Here is a 17,735-nt window from a genome sequence, read left to right on the forward strand (position 1 = left end):
ATTATGCCCCGCAGATTACCGCCGGGCGCGGATCACCCGGCCGGGCTGATCGATTGGATGAGGGCCAGCTGGCCGCCCACGCTGATGTAGCCGCGCCCCGTGGTCAGGGCCACCGGTGCCCTGCGGGGGAGCATGGCGCCGAGCAGTTCTCCGTCGTAGTCCACGTCCGGCTGCAGCAGCACGCCCAGGCGGGACTTGCGCAGCGTCTTGGTCCAGTGGCTGTAGAGCCCGCGCAGGTCGGCCGCCCGGCCGGCGGCGATGACGCACAGTCCCGGCTGCCCAGAGGACACGACGCCGGCGATGGACTGGTCGGAGTCCTCGAACCGCTCGGCGTCGTCGATCAGCAGGAAGACGGGTCCGCGTTCGAGCCGCAGCGAGGCGAGCAGGGCGGGGACTTCATCGGTTCCCACCGCCACCCGGTCCAGTGCGGCGAGGGCCAGGGGCGAGCGGCGGTCGCAGATGCCCCAGACCTGGGCGGGCCCCTGCTCCGTGGGGGCCCCGTGCAGGGCGGCCGCCAGGGCCAGCAGCAGGGTCGACTTTCCGGAGCGGGCCGGGCCGGCGATGAGGGCGTGTTCGCCCTCGTAGATCTCCAGGAACGCGGGGGCGAAGTCGGCCTCCCGCAGCCCGACCGGGACCAGCCACGGTTCGCCGGCCAGCTGCGGTTCCGCGCCGAGCTCCGGCAGCGTGAGCTGGGCGGGCAGCAGCCGGATCGCCGGGGCCTTGCCGGGCACCTCGGCCCAGCCCTGCCGGATCTGGTCCACGGCGGCGGCCAGCCCGACGGCGGGGGTGGCCACGTGCATCTGCAGCGCGTTGCGCGGATCGACGCAGCGGCCTGGCAGGGCCGCCGGGATCTGCTTGCCGCGGATGCCCAGGGAGGAATAGTCGTAGGCGTCGGCCAGCCGGAAGAGCCAGCGCTGCAGGGTCACTTCGTTCATCGCCGTGGGGATCGCCTTGGCGCGGGTGGTGGACACCGCGAAGGACAGGCCCAGCGCCGGGCCGTCGGCGTAGGCCCGGAACAGCAGGTCCATCAGCTGCTGCCCCTCGAAGTCCTGGAACTCGTCCCGCAGCGACGCGAGCCCGTCCAGCAGCACGACGGCGCGGCGGTGGTTTCCGGGCTGGGCCCTGCGGCTTTCCAGCTCCGTGTGCAGGTAGCGCAGGAAGCGGGCCTGCTGCTCCTTCGCCCCGGCGCCGGTGCCCACGTAGGCCACGGTGTGCGGCAGCCGTTCCAACGGTTCGAGGCCGCGGGAGCCCATGTCCAGGATCAGCAGGTCCAGGTCCGCCGGGTCGTACTCGCGGGCGAGGGTCAGCGCGATGGAGGCCAGCGTCGTCGTCGTGCCGGAGCCGGCGACGCCCATCAGCATCAGGTTGCCCTCGGCCATATCCCAGCCGGCGGGGGACTGGCGCTGCAGCTCCGGTTCGTCGCGCAGGGTGACCAGGACGGTGGAGTCCGCGACGCCGCCCACCACGGGCAGCGGCGACGCTGGCTCGACGGCGGACTCGGCGGCGCCGGTGGAATCGGTGTCCTCGGGAGCGGCGTCGAAACCCTCCAGCTCAACGCGTTCGCCCAGCGCCTCCGGCCAGACCTGCCGCGGCGGCGCGTAGCCGGCGTCGGCGTTGGCGGCCACCACGGCGTCGATCAGCAGGTCCAGGTCGTTCTCGTCCGACGCCGCGGAGGACGGGGGCGCGGCGGCCGGCGCGGGAACGCCGAACTGCTGGATCTCCCGGACCTCGACGGCGGGTCCGCTGCCCTGCTGGGCCTGCCCGGTGACGAGGGCGGTCTGCACGGGGGTGATGTCGTCCTGGCCGAGCTTCACGTAGGCCCGGCCCATCTGCGCGCGGCCGATCGCCGAGGCCGCCGGCACGCCGATGACGTTGTTGGAGTCCTCGCGGCTCTGCACGCGCAGTGCAACCCGCAGGTTGGTGTTGGCCAGGATGTCGTCGTTCACCACGCCGGCCGGGCGCTGGGTGGCGAGGATCATGTGCACGCCCAGGGTACGGCCGACGGCACCCACGCTGACCAGCGCGGTCAGCACGTCCGGGAAGTCCTTGGCCAGCATGGCGAACTCGTCGATCACCAGCAGCAGCCGGGGCATGGGCTCGGCCGGGTTGGTGGCGAGGTAGGCGTTCAGGTTGTCGATGCCCTCGCCGGCTTCGGCGAAGACCCGCTGGCGGCGCTCCATCTCCGCCTCCAGCGCCTGCAGCGCCCGGTCCGCCAGCTGCTCGTCCAGGTTGGAGATGGTGCCGATGGTGTGGGGGAGGCGCTCGCAGGCCTTGAACGCGGCGCCGCCCTTGAAGTCGATGAGGATGAAGTTCAGCCGGGTCGGGTCGTTGCGGGCCGCCAGGCCGGCCACCAGGGAACGGAGGAACTCGGACTTGCCGGAGCCGGTGGTGCCGCCGACCAGCCCGTGCGGGCCGTCCTTGACCAGGTCCAGGGTCAGGTCCCCGTTCTCTCCGGTGCCGATCGGGGTGGAGATGCCGGTGGGTGCCTGCCACAGCCGGCGGATGGCCGCGGCGTCGGGCCGGTCGTAGCCGAGCAGGGTGGGCAGCCGCACGAGCGAGGGAAGCGAGGCTCCGGGCACGCTCAGCTCCGGGTCGTCGAAGTGGGCCAGATGCATCGCGCAGCGCAGGGCGTCTTCCCGGGCCAGCCCGGCCAGGATGACGTCGTCCACGCGGGTGAGGTCTTCAGGCTGCTCCACCGTGGCAGCGGCATCCTCGCCCACCCGGATGATTGTGGTGCAGGAGGCGGGCAGCTGTTCCTCCGAGGTGGCGATGACGATGCCCGCCACCCGGGATTCCTGCCGCTGCCGGGCACTCGAGCCGGCGTCGGTGCGGCCCATGCCGAGCAGGGCACGGGCCGGTGCGTCCCGGCCTTCGGTGAGCACCTCGGAGTCCAGCACCACGAGCAGGGCCGGGGTGGGCAGTTCCTGCACCGTGTCCTTCAGCGCCCGCAGCATGGACAGGCTCGTTTCCCGATGCGCGGACATCCACCGCTGCCCGGTGCTGCTGCCGGCCTGGCGGGTATGCGGGAGCCAGGACGCCCACTCCCATTCGTCGGCGCGCCCGGGGTCGCAGAACACGCCGACCGTCAGGTCCGCCGGGCCGACGTGGACGGCGGCCTGGGCGAGCAGCGACCGGGCGAGGGCCAGGGCGCCTTCGCGCGGCCCCACCATGCCCACCACCCCGGCGTTGGTGAGGTCCACGAGGACCGGTGCGGCGAGCAGCCGGGCGGCGGCGAGGGTGTCCTTCACTTCCTGGTCCAGCCGCGGGCCGGCCGCCCGGTCCACCTCGGGTCTCCAGGGGACGTCGCCGGTGCCGGCATGCAGGGCCAGGAAGTCGTCGGAGTCCGCGCGGCGCTGCCAGAGCGACGTCGCGGGCAGCGCCGCCCGGCGGACGACGGTGGCCGGATCGGGGATCATCTGGTGGCGGCGCGCCGTCTCGGTTTCGGCTGCGGCTCGGATCTGCTGCTCAAACTCGTCGAGCGCACCGGAGAAGCGCTCGTCCTCCTCCTGCAGTCCCTTGGTGTGGCGGCGCTTCTGTTCGAACCACATGCCCACCGCCATGACCGGGCTGAGCATCGCGAACATGGCGAAGCGGAGGTCCCGCAGGATCATCACCATCGCCACCGCCATCACCAGGGGTGCCAGCACGGTGATGTAGCTGAACTTGTTGGCCGGCGGCACGTCCTTGCGGCTGGGCGGAACCAGGGGCTCTCCGGCGGGGGCCTTGCCGGGGCGGGGCGGGCGGTTGAACGGGGCCGTCGCCGCGGGGGTGAGGTTGTGCAGGCTGCCCGGCGCCGGGGCCGGTGACTCGTCGAGAGACCGGCGGACCAGGAGTACGGTCCCGCCGGCGGTGATGGTGGCAGTGTCGGTGATCAGCACGCCGTCGTCCCCTGCCGGGGCGCCGTTGACCAGGGTGCCGTTGGTGGAGCCGCTGTCCAGCACCCGCAGCCCGTCCTCCTCCCGGCGCAGCCGGCAGTGCTCCCAGGAGGCGCTCTCCGTGGGAAGGGTGAGGTCGGCGTGGGGGGAGCGGCCAATGAGCATTTCCCGTCCGCGCGGAACCTCCGCCACGGCCCCGGTCTGCTGGCCGCCGGCGAGCGTGACGCTCCAGTCGCGGATCCGCTTCGGCGCGGGCCAGGGCGAGCGGGCGATCCTGCTGCCTTCCAGCAGGACCAGCTCGGAGACCGGGGTGGACCCGCGCACTTCGGCTTCGTCCACGAACACGGCCTCGTCCGCCGCCAGGCGCGGCCCGCCGGCCGCTTCCACCAGATCCGAGAGCGTGGTGGCTTCGGCGGCCCGGGCCACCTCGCACTCGAAGCGGGCCTCGTCGAGCTCGATCAGCAGGCGCACCGGGTTGTCCTTCCGTGTTGAAGCAGGAAACCGGCCCGCCAGGGGCGGGCCGGTCAACGGGTCAGGGAGCGTCCGTCGCCGCTATCCAGACCAGCCGCGGTGCGGCCGCATCTGCCGGACGAAGGCCGAGATCCTGGGCTGAAGCATAAACCGGGACGGCGGCCGCGGTGAGCGCGTCGGGCCGGGTGAAGTCCAGGGCGGGCCCGGCCAGGCCTTCGCCGGGACCGAGCGCCAGGGTGCGCAGGGCCTCGCCGACCTCGGCCGGATCGCCGCTGCCGGCCAGGGCCGCAGCCCGCACCAGGGCGACGACGGCGTCGTGGCTGGCGGCGTCCGCGGCCCAGGCTTCCGCCGAGAACGGGCCGTCACCGGCGAGGTTCCGGACCTCCTGGTTGCCGGCGGCCAGCCGGACGGCTGAGAGGAAGGCGGACATGCCGCGTCCCTGGGCATCCTGCTGGAGGGCGACGGCGTCCCCGCCCGCGGGAGCCAGTGTCACCAACTGTCCGGAGACGGTGCCGTCCAGCTCCGCCAGGGCGGCGGTGAAGGCCGGGGTGGCGGCGCCTTCGGGAAGGATCATCGGTGCGGAGACGTCGCGGGCCTGCAGCGCCTGGACCAGGCGGGCCAGCCGCTGCGGCGTCGCGGCGGAGACCACCACGGCGTCCGCTGGTTCGGCCACCATCATGACGGCGGCGTCGGCCGGGGCATCCGGTGCCGCGGGCAGCGGCTGGTTGCCGGTGCGCACGGCGGCTTCCTGGGCGAGGGCGGTCACGTCCTCGAACTCGGCGAGGTTCAGTGTCTGCGCGAACTGGACCGACGGCGGGACCTGGCCCTCGTCGCCGACGAACAGGATCCGCTCCTTGCCTGCGAGGGCGGTGAGCAGGGCCTGCTCGGTGGAGGCGGCGGAGGCGCGTGTGCTCCACGTGGCGGGGCCGGGTTCCACCGCGGAGGCGTACGGCAGGATGGCCGGCAGGCCGAGTTCCTCGGCGGTCTTGGCCGCCGCCTGGGCCTGGGGCCCGGTGCCGGCCACGATGATGCCGGAGACGCCCTGGTTGGCCAGGTCGCGGACGGCTTCGCGTGCGCCGTCCTCCCTGCCGCGGTCGTTGCGGGTTTCGAGGGTGACGGGGGCACCGCCCTGGGTGAAGCGCTGGGCGGCCACCACGGCCCCCTGCGCCGCCCGGTTGTACTCCGAGCCGGGTTCCCCGGACTGCCCGAATGTCAGGACGACGCCGAGCGAGAGGTCCTCGGGAGCGCCGTCGGCCTGGAGCGATACGGGAACCGTTGCCGCCACGGGGTCCGGCCGCGGGGCCTCCTCGGGACGGTTCAGGAAGACCAGGGCGGCGACGGCGGCGACGATGACGGCCGCCGCGACTGCGACCAGGGTGGTGATGCGTGCCCGGGAGCTCATTCGCCGCCGCCGATCGTCAGGGTGTACAGCGTCTGCGACGTCGCACCGGCCGGTATCTCAAAGGCGAACGCCGGCAGCTCGTCGACGGCCGTGAGCGAGGCCTTGAACTGTGCCTGCCGCAGCAGCAGGCCGTTGACGTTCTGGGACCGGATGTTGGCGTACCCTTCGGCGTTCTGCGAAGCCAGGGCCAGCTGGTAGTCAGCGGTTTCGGCCTTCGCGGCGTTGGTGGTCATGGAGCCGAGCAGGCCGGATCCGTTCACGGAGCGGTCGCCCAGGTCCAGCATCACCTTGTTGAGGCTGGAGGACAGCAGGGCGCTGGCGCCTTCGACGTCGCGGGTGGAGCCGGAGGTGCCGGCCGCGATCCGCTCCAGCGAACGCTGGGTGCTTTCCGCCAGCGCGCCGGCGAGGGCGCCGCTCTGCTCCTCAAGGTCCTTCCGCTGCTCGTCGACCGTGCCCTTGGCGTCGGTGACGACGCCGTCGGAGGTGGTCTTCAGGCCCGAGATGGACCGGTTGAAGGCGCTGACGACCTGGTCGGTGCTGTTGTCGCCGATCTCCGAAACCTGGCGGATCTGCTGGTTGACGACCACGGCCACCGCTTCCTTCGCCTGTTCGGACGTCTCCGCGATCTCCTTGTCGAGCGTCTCCACCAGCTCCGTCTGGTCCTTCTGCAGCTGGGCCAGGGTGGCGGTCACGGTGTTGGAGGAGGTGACCGCCTCCTCGAGCGCCGTCTTCAGCTCCTCCAGGGCGGTCCGGCTGCCCTGGACGTCATCCTTCGCGGCTGCGTCCAGCAGCGCCACCGCGTCCCGGACGTCGTCCAGAGTGATGTTCTCAATGCCGCTGATCTCGGTCTCGAGGTCCTCAAACGCCTGGGCGATCGCCGCATCCGGGTTGGTGGTGTCCATTGCCGCGAGAACGGCGTCCCAGCTGGCAGCCTGGGCCTCAAGGCGCACGTCCAGAGGCTCGTCGAACCCGCGCGGCGGGGCCAGCGGCGCGGTCGGGTTGCCGTCCTCGTCCATTTCGGCGCAGGGGTCAGCGGTCAGGTAGGAGCGGAGCTCTTCTGCGTCCTCGACGGAAAGCCGGCCGTCACGGGGATCCTCACCGTCGGCCACGTCGCAAAGCTCAGCAGCCAGCTCGCTGATCTGTTCGGCCATGGAACGGTCCCAGAAGGGATCGCCCACGATTTCCTGCCGCGCAGCCCCGGCCACTTCCTCAACGCCGAGCAGCTGCTGGCGCAGGCCGTCAATGCTGTCCCGGGCATCCTGGGCGGCAGTACGGGTGCTGGCTACCGAAGCTTCAAGCGACTCGGTGACAGTCGTGATGGAGTCTTCAACGCCGTCGAGCGCCGTTTCGTACTCCAGATCGGGGTCGGCGTCGAGGATGGCCGTGACCTCTGCCAGGAGATCGTTCAGCGCGTCATTGGTCACCTGGTGCCCGGCTGCGGCACGCTCAAGCTGCAGCCCTTCCAGGCCGTCCACGAGAACCTGGCCCTGGGCCAGCAGATCCAGCATGGTGCCGGTCAGGATGACTCCCGAGGCGGAGATGGAACAGGCCAGGGAGGGCGTGGGCTTCTTGACGCCCTGCTCCACCTGATCCACCAGTTCCTGGGCGCAGGCCTCCAGGGTGGGCTTCTCCGGGCCGATCGCCGCCTGGAGTTCGGCGGCCACCAGGTCGCGGCAGCCCGCGCTGACCTTCGCGTACGCGTCCAGCTGGGAGGCCATGGTGAGGACGCTGCCGTAGACGGTGCCCGCTTGTTCCGGCTTGGCCACCTCGGCGGCGCAGCCGTTGCCGTCAATCTGCGCGGTGGGAATCGTGGCCGAGGTGTCGCCCAGCATGGAGTCGACGGCGGCCACCGTCTGCTGCAGCTGGGACAGGGCGGTGGATTCGGTCGCCTCCGTGGCGGCCTGCAGATCCGTGCCGAGGACCTGCAGCTGCTCCTTCAGGGCGGACATGGTCGTCGCGAGCGACTCGGAGTTGTCGCGCAGCTCGGCGGCGGTCTGGACGCCCAGGGTCTGGGAGGTGACCTCCAGGTTGCGCCGCACCTCGGTGATCATGGACCCGGCGCGGGTGAGCACGGTGTTGACGTCGGAGACCAGCGAGATGGTGCGCTGCTGCAGCTCCATTTCGGAGCCCGCGCCGGTGGAGAAGGCGCTGGAGACCACGCCTTCCGCGCTCAGGTCGGTGGTGAGGCCAGGCTGGACCGCGAGGTCGAAGGCCGGGACCTGGAAGTCCTGGACGTCGGCCACCAGGCGCAGGGTGGTGCTGGCGCCGGTGCGCGGCGGAGCGAGCACTGCGGCCCACTGCACGACGGCGGCGCCTTCCTCCGTGCGGCTCAGGACGCCGTTGGTGCCGGCCGCGCCGTCGGCGGATCCGGGGGTGATGTCATCGGCCTGGACGCCCTCGAGCCTGGTCGACGCGGCCACCGTCAGCGGCGCGCCGACAAGGGCGGTTTCGGAGCGGGCCTGCCCGGCGGCGTCGTACTGGATGACCTGCGGCTTGACCGTCAGGTTCTCCAGGGTCACGTTGATTTCCACCGGGCCGGTGTGGCCGGCAAGGTCGTTGAGGTCGGTGCCGGATTTCTCGCCGGCGCGGTACTGCAGGCTCACCCGCACGGGCAGTTCACCCACGACGTCCGCGGTGTCGTACACCGTGTCCTCGGCGGAGGAGGCGCCGTCGGCCGCCACCGAGATGGTGGTTCCCTCGATGGTTTCGACGCCGGCCGCGGGGGAGAGGTCCACCCTGACGTTCTGGAAGACCTTGACGGGATTGGATACCGGTTCCGGCTCCGGGTCCTGGGTGCACGACGTCGTCGCGATCAGTCCCGCGGCGACGAGCACGGCGGCCAGCCGCCGTCCCCATGGCGTGCCCCGTTCCGGATTTTTGCAGCGGCTGGTAAGTGTTCCTGGCATGAGCGTCCCCCTCGCGTCCGATGCCCTGAGCATCATAGGGATCATAGGGGGTGGGCGGGCGAATGGACGAATCTTTCCTGATCGGTTTTTGTGCCGCAGATGACGGCCACACCTATCCACAGTTGCTTTTTGTGACTGTTGGCTTTAGCGACAGCAGTTGGTAAGGTGCCTTTCGTTCGGTCGCCGACCGTCCGTGTTCGGCGGATTAGTCGTAACCAATAGATGGGGGATTCTTATGTCGCGCGTGTTGTCTACTGAGCAGGCCAAGACTGCAATTAACCAGGTGCAGTCGATCATCAACGGCGGTTTCACGGATCAGATCTCGGCGCTGGACGCGCAGGGCAAGATCCTTTCGGATCCGAACGTGTGGGACGGCCCGCTGGCGGCACAGTTCCGCGGCTCGACCTGGCCCGAGACCAAGGCGGCGCTGGACAAGGCCCGTGAAGAGCTGGAGCAGCTGCGCGGCCAGCTGCAGCAGATCTCGCAGAACATCTTCTCCGCGGGCGGCGGCGCCTAGGCCTGCGATTTCCCGGTGCAGGGGCCGGGCTGCCGCGCCGTCTCGGCGTCTGCGGCCGCCCGGCCGCCTGCATCTTCCTGTACCGGCTGCTCTGTCCGCCGGACATACTGACCAACGGCCCGCAGCCGCAGGTCCTTTCACACCGCGCCCGTTTAACGCTTTTCGTTGAGCGGGCCCGGTGCTGTTCATCTTCTTTCCGGACGGCCGTCCAGCAGCCGCCCGTTTCCTGTCTGCAGTTCTTAGATCAGTTTTCAGTGGGGGGCACTGATTATGAGCGAAGCCATTGGCGATTATGTTGTGACACCGTTGCTGCCGGAGGATCCGGATGGCCGGTATACCTACGGTGTGGCTGCGGAAATGAAGTCCGCTTTCGAGTCGGCGGCCGCCCGGGTCGAAGAAGCTGCCAGGACGCGGCAGGGGTACGTGTCAGCGGCACGGGAGGACTTCACCGGCGCATTTTCCGAGATCTTCCAGGCCAACGGAACCACGGCGGCACAGGATGCGACGGCGCTCGCCGATGCGCTGCGCCTGGTCGGCGAGTATGTCCGGAGGATGAGCGAGGCCGGCCGCGAGGAGGACGAGCGGCGCGAGAAGGCCAACGAGTGGGTTCGGTGGCGGGACAGCCGCAACGCGTTTCAGGAACATGTGCTCGACCCCCTGCTTAACAATGATCGTCCCCGGCCGAATATGAGTCCGGGGCAGGCACCGAACTTTGACGCCATCGCCGCGGCCCTAGGGTCCCGGCGCACACCTGAGCCCGGCACCGGCGGTGGCGGCGGTGGCGGTACGTCGTCGGCGCGGCCGTCAAACCTGCGGACCTTCGCGGCCAACTCGCGGGCCCTCGATTCCAGCCTGGCAACGACGCCGGGGACCCTCCGAAGCCATCTGCAGTCTTTTGCAGCGCAGTGCTACTGGGGCCACATCAACGCCTCGGGGGTGGTCCGGGCGTATGACGACTATCTGCAGGCGAATGAGGATGACGCGCTGTGGGCGGTGACGGTGGCGGATGCCTTCGCTGCTGCCGGTGGTGAGGGGAATGTGTCGACGGTGTCCGATGCGGCGTTGGCGGAGGCGCTGGCCGCGGCGGGGGTGAGCGCCACCCGGGCGGCGTTGGAGATTGATCCGCCGACGGCGTGGGGCGCGAAGCCGACGACGGGGTATGCGAATGATCCGGTGAACACGGCGACGGGCAACTTTATTGAGCCGGAAACCGATCTGGGTTTTGCCGGGGTCGCGTCGAACCTGGTGCTGTCGCGGATGTACAACTCGCTGGCCGTGACGGGGCAGGACACGGATGAAGTTTCGGCGGCGCCGGGGGTGTTTGGTCCGGGCTGGGCGTCGGTGCTGGATCAGCGCCTGGTGTTCAGTGATGGAGGTTGCCGGTGGGTGATGGCCGACGGTCGGGCGGTGGACTTCCCGCGCGAGGGTGAGGGCTGGGGCCGAGCCGTGGAGGAGAACTACTGGCTCTCCCGCGAGCCGGTCCACGCACCTTCCCTGACGGAGCTGGCATCGGTTCCTGCCGGGACCGGCCACCTCATGGTGGTCCGGGACAACAAGGGTTCCTGGTGGGCCTACACCCTCACCGGGGCCTGGCTGGGCGCCGGCTCCGGGCCCGGGCGCACCATGTCGGTGTACCGCCAGGCACCTGCCCCCGCCGCCACTGTTGCGGACGGTGCCGCGGACGGACAGACCATGCCCACCGGCGCCGACCTCGGTCACACCGGTTCGGTGTCGCGCCTGTCGCATGTGCGGGGCCGGTTCCTGGAGGTGGAGTACGTGGGCGGCCGGGTGGTCGTGGTGCGGGCTTCGGACGGGCGGCGGGTGGAGTACGGGTATGACGACGCCGGCCGGCTGACCGAGGTGAGCACGGCGGCGGGGACCCGCCGGTACCGGATCAACGGAGACGGGCTGATCGACGCCGTCTACTCCGCCGCCGGGGTCCTGGAAGCGGAGAACACGTATGACGCGCAGGGCCGGGTGGTGCTGCAGGTGACCCAGCACGGGCGGCGGACCCGGTTCGCGTACCTGCCCGGCCGGGTGACCGTGGTCTCGGATGAGGACGGCACCCGCTCCAATTCGTGGATCGCGGACGCCCGGGGACGGCTGGTCGGGGTTCGGGACTCGCATGATGAGCGGCAGTCCATGGCCTATGACCGGCACGGGAACCTGGTCTCCTTCACCGAACGCGATGGGTCGGTCACCGTGCACGCCTATGACGAGCGGGGCCGGCGGATTCGGACGGTGACGCCGGAGGGTGCGGACTTCACCTACGGGTGGGACGAGGCGGATCGGATCACGACCCTGGTCACCGACACCGGGGCGGTCATCACCTACGAGTACGCGGACGAGATCACCCGCGACCCGTCCGTCATCACCGACGCCCTGGGTGGGCGGACGGAACTGGTGTGGGAGCAGGGCCTGCTGGTGCAGGTCACCGACCCTGCCGGAGTCACCATCCGGTTCACGTACGACCAGTTTGGTGATCTGATCGCCAGCACCAACGCGGCCGGGGACACCGCGGTCATCGTCCGCGATGCGGCCGGCCGGCCGGTGGAAGCGACCACCCCCTCCGGGGCCCTGACCCGCTGCGCGCACAGCCCGGCCGGGCTCCTGACCCGCCGCGAGGACCCGGACGGAGCGGTCTGGTCCTTCGAGCACGACGACGCCGGCCGGCTCACCGCGGTCACCGCACCGGACGGGGGCCGCACCACACTCGAGTACGCAGCGAATGGGGAACTGGTGCGCACCATCGACCCGCTCGGCCGGTCCGTGGAACGGGTCTTTGACGACCTGGGCAACGTGGCCGCGGCGGTCCTGCCCGACGGCGCCCGCTGGGGCTTCACCCACGACTCCCTGTCCCGGCTGACCCGGATCACCGACCCGGCCGGGAATGACTGGCTCCGCGAGTACGACACGGTCGGGAACCTGACCGCCGTCATCGACCCGACCGGAGTCCGCGCCGACGCGGCCACGGACCGCAAGACCGGCACCGCGACCCTGCGGGACGCGTTCGCGTCCACCACCTACACCTTCGACGAGTACGGGCGCCCCACCCGGGTCCAGTCCGAAGACGGCACCGCCGAACTGATCACCTACGACCCGGCCGGGAACCCGGTCGAACTGCTCGACGGGGAAGGCGGGCTCACCGTCCTGGCCCGCGATGTTGCCGGCAGGATCACCTCCATCACCTCCCCCACCGGGGCGGTCACCCGCTACGAATACGACAACTGCGGCCGGCCCTTCCGGACGATCGACCCGTTGGGGGCGGTCACCGAACTGGCCTACGACGCCGACCAGCGCGTCATCGCCCGGACCCTGCCGACCGGGGAAACCGAGACCTTCACCTACGACGGGGCCGGACGGTTGACCGGCCGCCGCACCCCCGGCCAGGGCGTGGCCCGGTACGGGTATGACAAGGTCGGGCGGCTGACCTTCGCCCAGGACACCTGGTACGGCACCCGCCGCTTCAAATACAACACCGCCGGGGAACTCATCGAAACCGTCAACGGCGTCGGCGGGCGGACCCGGTTCGAGTACGACCCCCGCGGCCGGCTGGTGAAGATCACCGACCCGTTGGGCGGGGGCACCACCCGCACCTACACCGACACCGATCAGGTCTCCTCGGTCACCGACCCGCTGGGCCGGGTCACCACCGCGACCTATGATCCGGCCGGCCGGCAGCTGTCCCAGACCGACCCGGACGGGAACACCACCACCTGGACCTACGACACCGCCGGCCAGGAAACCGCCACCGCCTACAACGGGCGGGTGCTGGCGGAGATCCGCCGCGACAAGCTCAACCGGCGCATCGTGATCGCGGACTCCACCGGCACCGACGGACTGGTGGTCGAGCACGAACTCGGATTCAACCGGCGCGGCCAGCTCACCTCCCGCACCCGCGGCAGCCGGGGCATGTCTTGGGCGTACGACGCGGACGGACACCGGACCGCCTACACCGACCCGACCGGAACCACCACCACCTACACCCGCGACGCCGCAGGGCGCGTGGTCACGGTCAGCAACCCCCGCCTCGGTGAGGCCGCCTTCTCCTACGACGCCTCCGGTCGGCTCACCACCGCCACCGCCGGCAGCCTGGTTCAGGCCTGGGCCTACCGGCACGGGTACCTGGCCGAACACACCCGCACCACCACCGGCACCGGCACGGACATCACCCTCATCGGCCGGGACGACGACGGACGGATCACCGGCCTCACCCGAGGCGGAACAACGACCCGCTACGCCTACGACGGCGCCGGACAACTCGTCGCCGCCGCCGCCACCGACGACGGGGAACCCGATGCTGCGGCAGCGGTGCGGGCGGCGGTCACCGAGTGGGAGTACGACGCCGGCGGACGCCTGACCCGCGAGTACACACCCGCCGGAACCCGCGCGTATGAGTACGATGAGGCGGGCCAGCTGACCGCCGTTGTTGAACCGGACGGGGCGCGCGCCGAGTACGTGCATGACGGTCTGGGCCGGCGGACCCGGCTCATCCGCGCCGACGGGTCTTGGACTGAATACGCGTGGGGTCCCACAGGTCACCTGCAGGAAACCGTCGACCGCACCCCGGACGGGGCCGACACCGCCAGGCACCGGCTGCGGGTCGATGCCCTGGGCGAGTTGGCCAGCGTGGACGGCTGCGACCTGTGGTGGGACACCGCGAACCCTGTTCCCACCCTCGCCGGGATCGCCGACCAGCAGGTGAGGCACCTGCCCGGCGGCATCACCGGGGTCGGCGATATCTGGACAGCTCCGGGCTGGCGGGCCGCCCGCCCCACCGATTCCGCCGATCCCTGGGCTGTCCTCGGTACGCCCGTGGTCCCTGCCCCCGGCGGAGCGCTGGCTGGCGGGGCGCCGGGCACCGGAGACCGTACCGGCTCCGGACCCGGGTCCATCGCGGGGCTCCTGCCCGCAGGTATCCGTTTGACCGCCGGTGGCGGGCTCGACGTCGCCGGCCTGGAATGGCTCGGCAAGCGGGCCTATGACCCCGCCGTCCGTGGCTTCCTTTCCACAGACCCTCTCGCACCGGTCCTCGGATCGGGCTGGGACGCCAACCCCTACTCCTACGCCGGCAACAACCCCCTCAACAGCACCGACCCCACCGGCCTCAAGCCCCTCACCGACGCGGAACTCCGAGTCCTCGATGAGCAGGACCGGGGATTCCTTCACGGCGTGGGGGACTGGCTCAGTGAATACGGCGAATACGTGGCTGCTGCTGCAATCGCGGCGGCCGGGGTCGGGTTGATGTTCGTTCCCGGCGCTCAGGGTGCCGGCTTGGCCTTGGTGTTCGCGGGCGCGGATGCGGCAATTCAGAAAGCGACGACGGGCTCCGTGGACTGGAGGCAGGTCGCTGTCACCGGCGCAGTGGGGGTGATAGCCGGGCCGGTGGCGGGCAAGGTCAGCGGCTTGGCGACGAAGGCACTTGGTTCCGCTGCTGCTGCGCCGGTTCGTGCCGCCGCGTCCCAGGTCGCTTCGCGCGCTGGATCCGCAGTGACCTCCACAGTCGCTCGCGTCAGCCCGGGTGCCGCAGCCCGTTTGGGCCAACTGCCCGCCCGTGAGATTGCCTCGGCCGCGGTAGTGGACGGCACGGTCGGGGCTGGAGCCAGCACCACTGTCTATCTCGTAGGGGAAGATAAGCCCACGGCTCGAGGGGTGATCGGCGCGGCGGTCAATGGCGGAGTGAGCAGCGTAATCAGTGCACCCACCCCTCACCTGTTTGGTCCGTCGGCCACGAATCCGTTCGAGCGAATTGGTCGGAGCGGCATATCCGCAGCGGGGTCGATAACCGGCGGTATGGCTGAAGCGGGGATCTCAGGCGAGGACTACGGACTTACTGACGTCCTCTTCGACGGGGGAAGTGGCGCCGCAGTGGCAGAGCTCGGGACTCCTCGGGGCAGGCATGCCGCGCCGACATTCACGGAGATACATGCCGATACCATTGTCGAGTCCGGGGGGTCGATAATTGAGGGGAACTTCCTAAGTGATGACTGAGCAGCCCGAGCCTGGCAGCCGCAGTAAGCCGAATCTCAGCGAGCGGGATCTGGTATTGGGGAAGCGCGTTATTAGGTTCATGACCGTCGGGTGCCTCGCCGCCCTTGTGGTAAGCCTTGCGATAGCGGTTTACGTGTTTCAAAGCGTTCCACTGGATACAAGGCTGCCTTACAGTGGACGGTTCGGGCGGAACGGGATTCCGATGCCGATTGCCATGGGTGTCGTCGTGGTTTTTCTCGCCCTCTTTGCTCGACCCTACGGCTCGAAGGCGCACCATATGGGCAAGCGGGCCCGCGTGATTCTCTATATCCTGGCCGTGGCCATAATGGTGGTGGCTGTGTGGGCTCAGTGGGAGCTGGCGAAAGCGATCCTCGTCGAAGGCGGGGCCAGGGGGTAAGTTTGCCGGCTTTCGGCATGGCAGATGAGGAAGGGCGTTTTGGACGGTGGGAAGAGAATTATGAGGAAGCAGCGCGTGCAGGGTGATGACGCTGGAGTGTATGCCGAGCACCGGGAGGCGTTGGAGCGTGGTGAGACCCGGCACCTATTCAGGACCGCGGCGGGGGACCTGCACAGCTATGCCAGGGAGGAACTCGGATTCCCGCCCGAGGGAGCGCCGCACCGTAACCGCCCCACAACGTGGCGTATGGGTCTTTTGATTCTTTCGGTCCATGTGGCCTTTATCGTTTTCGGCCTGCTGGTGTTTCTGCTCCCCATGCAAGACGGAGAGATGCCCAATTGGTGGCTGCTGACGTTCGTTGTGGTCGCCTTTGCCAGCACCGGCTATACCACCTTCCGTTATACGCGTGAGCATTATCGAGCGGAGAAGCTGCGCAAGGAGCGGGGGGTTCCGACTCCCGGGCGTGGCGCTGAACTGACACTGCCTGGTTCCTGATCGAAGAGGCTGAGCATCCGCCTCACTCGCAGCTACCGAAACTGGTTCCGGTGATGGACTCGGGGATCGCTGCTGACGCAGGAGCGCGCATACACGCGGCGTGTCTCCTGGTACATCGGGTCCTGGTGCGAACGGACGAGTAGAAGGTGGAGCAGCATGGTCGAACCACCCAATGGAGGAGCTCCCGCTGGTTCCGTGAGGACCTCAGCGAGCAAGAAACGCAGAGACCGCTGGTTCTTTTGGGGAGCCATCGCAGTTGCTCTGGCAGTGCCGATTGGGGCTGCGTGATCGAGGGGAACTTTCTGAATGACTAGACACCAAGTTGTTTCCGACAGCGGGGCCGGAGCATCGAGTGGTTCTCTCACAGAGCTTGACCTTATGCTCGGCAAAAGAGCGATAAGGATCATGACGATCCTGGGGGCCGCTGCGTTGGTGGTGTGCATCGGGATTGCCGTCTATATCTTTCAGAACGTGCCGATGGACACTCGACTGCCGTATTCCGGCAGGTTTGGCCGCAATGGTATCCCCATGCCACTGGCCATAACCGGCATACCTTTCCTGCTGGTCCTTATGCTTCGTCCCAGCAGGAGCGGCAGGGCACATTATATGAGCAAAAAGAAACGCATCGCATATTATCTTCTGCAGTCGGCAGTCTTTATTGCCACGGTTTGGGGACAATGGGTGATGGCCGAACTGCTGATGGTTGAGGCCGGACTCCTTCCCGAATAAGTCCTCTGACGAGAGGTGGATTCAGTAGTTTCTACCGCAACCGTCGGTTGGTCGGTGGCAAAGAAGAACGTAATTCTTGGCGGGAAGGGAACCATGAGCAACCAGCGGGTGCATGGCGATGACGCAGGCGTACGTGCAGAGCATCGGGCGGCCGTGGAGCGGGGTGAGGTCCGGCATCTGTTCAGGACGGTAGATGGTGCGCTGCACAGCTATGCGCCGGAAGAACTCGGGTTTCCGCCCGAGGGGGCCCCGCATAGGAACCGGCCAGCGTCTTGGCGCATGGGCTTAATGATCCTCTCGGTCCATGTGGGCTTTATCGTTCTTGGTTTGACGGCTTTCCTCCTGCCGATGAGAGATGGAGTGATGCCCAACTGGTGGCTTTTGGCCTTCGTCGTTATGGCTTTCGGGAGCACCGGCTACACCACGTTCCGGTATACACGTGAGCATTATCGAGCAGAGAAGCTGCGCAAGGAGCGGGGAGTCCCGACACCTGCCCGCAGCGCCGAAGTGATGGTGCACGAATCATGACGCCGTTGCGATAACGGTGGCGAAGAGTTGAGGAATGGTGAACCCCCGCTGAAGCTGTCCAAACAAGACCTCGAGCTGGGGGCCAAGGCAAATAGGGTCCTCCAGATGATGTGTGTGGTGGTTTTCATCGCCTGCCTGGGGATCGCTGTTTTTGTGTTCTCGACAGTTCCCCTGGACGCGAGGCTTTCCTACAGCGGCAGGTTCGGCCGGAACGGGATTCCGATGCCTTTTGCCATGGCGGTGGTTCCGCTGGCCGTGTTCTTCACCTGGCGGGCCACGCGGAAGCCGGATGCACATCACATGGGTAAGGGCGACCGGATGGTCGCCTATTGGATCGGTGTCCCCATGGTTCTCGCGTTCTTGTACGGTCACTGGATATTGGCTGAATCCATGCTCGTAGATGCCGGAGTGCTGGCGGGTTAGT

The 17,735-nt window shown here is 69.0% G+C and carries 10 protein-coding genes; 7 read left to right on the forward strand and 3 right to left on the reverse strand.

The window, feature by feature from the left end; translation table 11 throughout:
* Nucleotides 1-32: 32 nt before the first annotated feature.
* The 3 genes from AC5RV6_RS15465 to AC5RV6_RS15475 form a co-directional block, all read right to left on the reverse strand.
* Nucleotides 33-4,346 (reverse strand): type VII secretion EssC family protein, encoded by a 4,314-nt coding sequence (locus AC5RV6_RS15465; protein WP_494008247.1) that lies wholly within the window; start codon nucleotides 4,344-4,346, stop codon nucleotides 33-35.
* A 61-nt stretch (nucleotides 4,347-4,407) separates the two neighbouring features.
* Nucleotides 4,408-5,748, reverse strand: a complete 1,341-nt coding sequence (locus AC5RV6_RS15470) for an ABC transporter substrate-binding protein (RefSeq protein ID WP_494008248.1) — start codon at nucleotides 5,746-5,748, stop codon at nucleotides 4,408-4,410.
* The gene (locus AC5RV6_RS15475) at nucleotides 5,745-8,654 is read right to left on the reverse strand and encodes a hypothetical protein (RefSeq protein WP_494008249.1); all 2,910 of its coding nucleotides are present in this window, start codon (nucleotides 8,652-8,654) and stop codon (nucleotides 5,745-5,747) included. The genes AC5RV6_RS15470 and AC5RV6_RS15475 overlap by 4 nt, the downstream gene beginning before the upstream one ends.
* Before the next feature lie 244 nt (nucleotides 8,655-8,898).
* On the opposite strand from AC5RV6_RS15475, the gene AC5RV6_RS15480 reads away from it, so the two are divergent.
* The 7 genes from AC5RV6_RS15480 (at nucleotide 8,899) to AC5RV6_RS15510 (ending at nucleotide 17,734) form a co-directional block, all read left to right on the forward strand.
* A complete protein-coding gene (locus AC5RV6_RS15480) occupies nucleotides 8,899-9,171 on the forward strand; it encodes a pyrophosphorylase (RefSeq protein ID WP_494008250.1) in 273 nt (90 codons plus the stop codon).
* Nucleotides 9,172-9,516: 345 nt separating this feature from the next.
* The gene (locus AC5RV6_RS15485) at nucleotides 9,517-15,162 is read left to right on the forward strand and encodes a DUF6531 domain-containing protein (protein WP_494008251.1); all 5,646 of its coding nucleotides are present in this window, start codon (nucleotides 9,517-9,519) and stop codon (nucleotides 15,160-15,162) included.
* On the forward strand, nucleotides 15,155-15,559 hold the full coding sequence (locus AC5RV6_RS15490) for a hypothetical protein (protein WP_494008252.1): 405 nt from the start codon (nucleotides 15,155-15,157) through the stop codon (nucleotides 15,557-15,559). The genes AC5RV6_RS15485 and AC5RV6_RS15490 overlap by 8 nt, the downstream gene beginning before the upstream one ends.
* Before the next feature lie 75 nt (nucleotides 15,560-15,634).
* Nucleotides 15,635-16,054 carry a hypothetical protein gene (locus AC5RV6_RS15495; protein ID WP_494008253.1) on the forward strand — a complete coding sequence of 140 codons (420 nt, stop codon included), beginning with the start codon at nucleotides 15,635-15,637 and terminating at the stop codon, nucleotides 16,052-16,054.
* A 405-nt stretch (nucleotides 16,055-16,459) separates the two neighbouring features.
* Nucleotides 16,460-16,783, forward strand: coding sequence for a hypothetical protein (locus AC5RV6_RS15500; protein ID WP_494008254.1), 324 nt, complete (start codon nucleotides 16,460-16,462; stop codon nucleotides 16,781-16,783).
* Nucleotides 16,784-16,876: 93 nt separating this feature from the next.
* Entirely contained in the window at nucleotides 16,877-17,311 is a 435-nt protein-coding gene (locus AC5RV6_RS15505) for a hypothetical protein (RefSeq protein ID WP_494008255.1), read from the forward strand.
* Nucleotides 17,312-17,416: 105 nt separating this feature from the next.
* Entirely contained in the window at nucleotides 17,417-17,734 is a 318-nt protein-coding gene (locus AC5RV6_RS15510) for a hypothetical protein (protein ID WP_494008256.1), read from the forward strand.
* Nucleotide 17,735 lies beyond the last annotated feature (1 nt).

The sequence above is a fragment of the Arthrobacter saudimassiliensis genome (assembly GCF_059090665.1).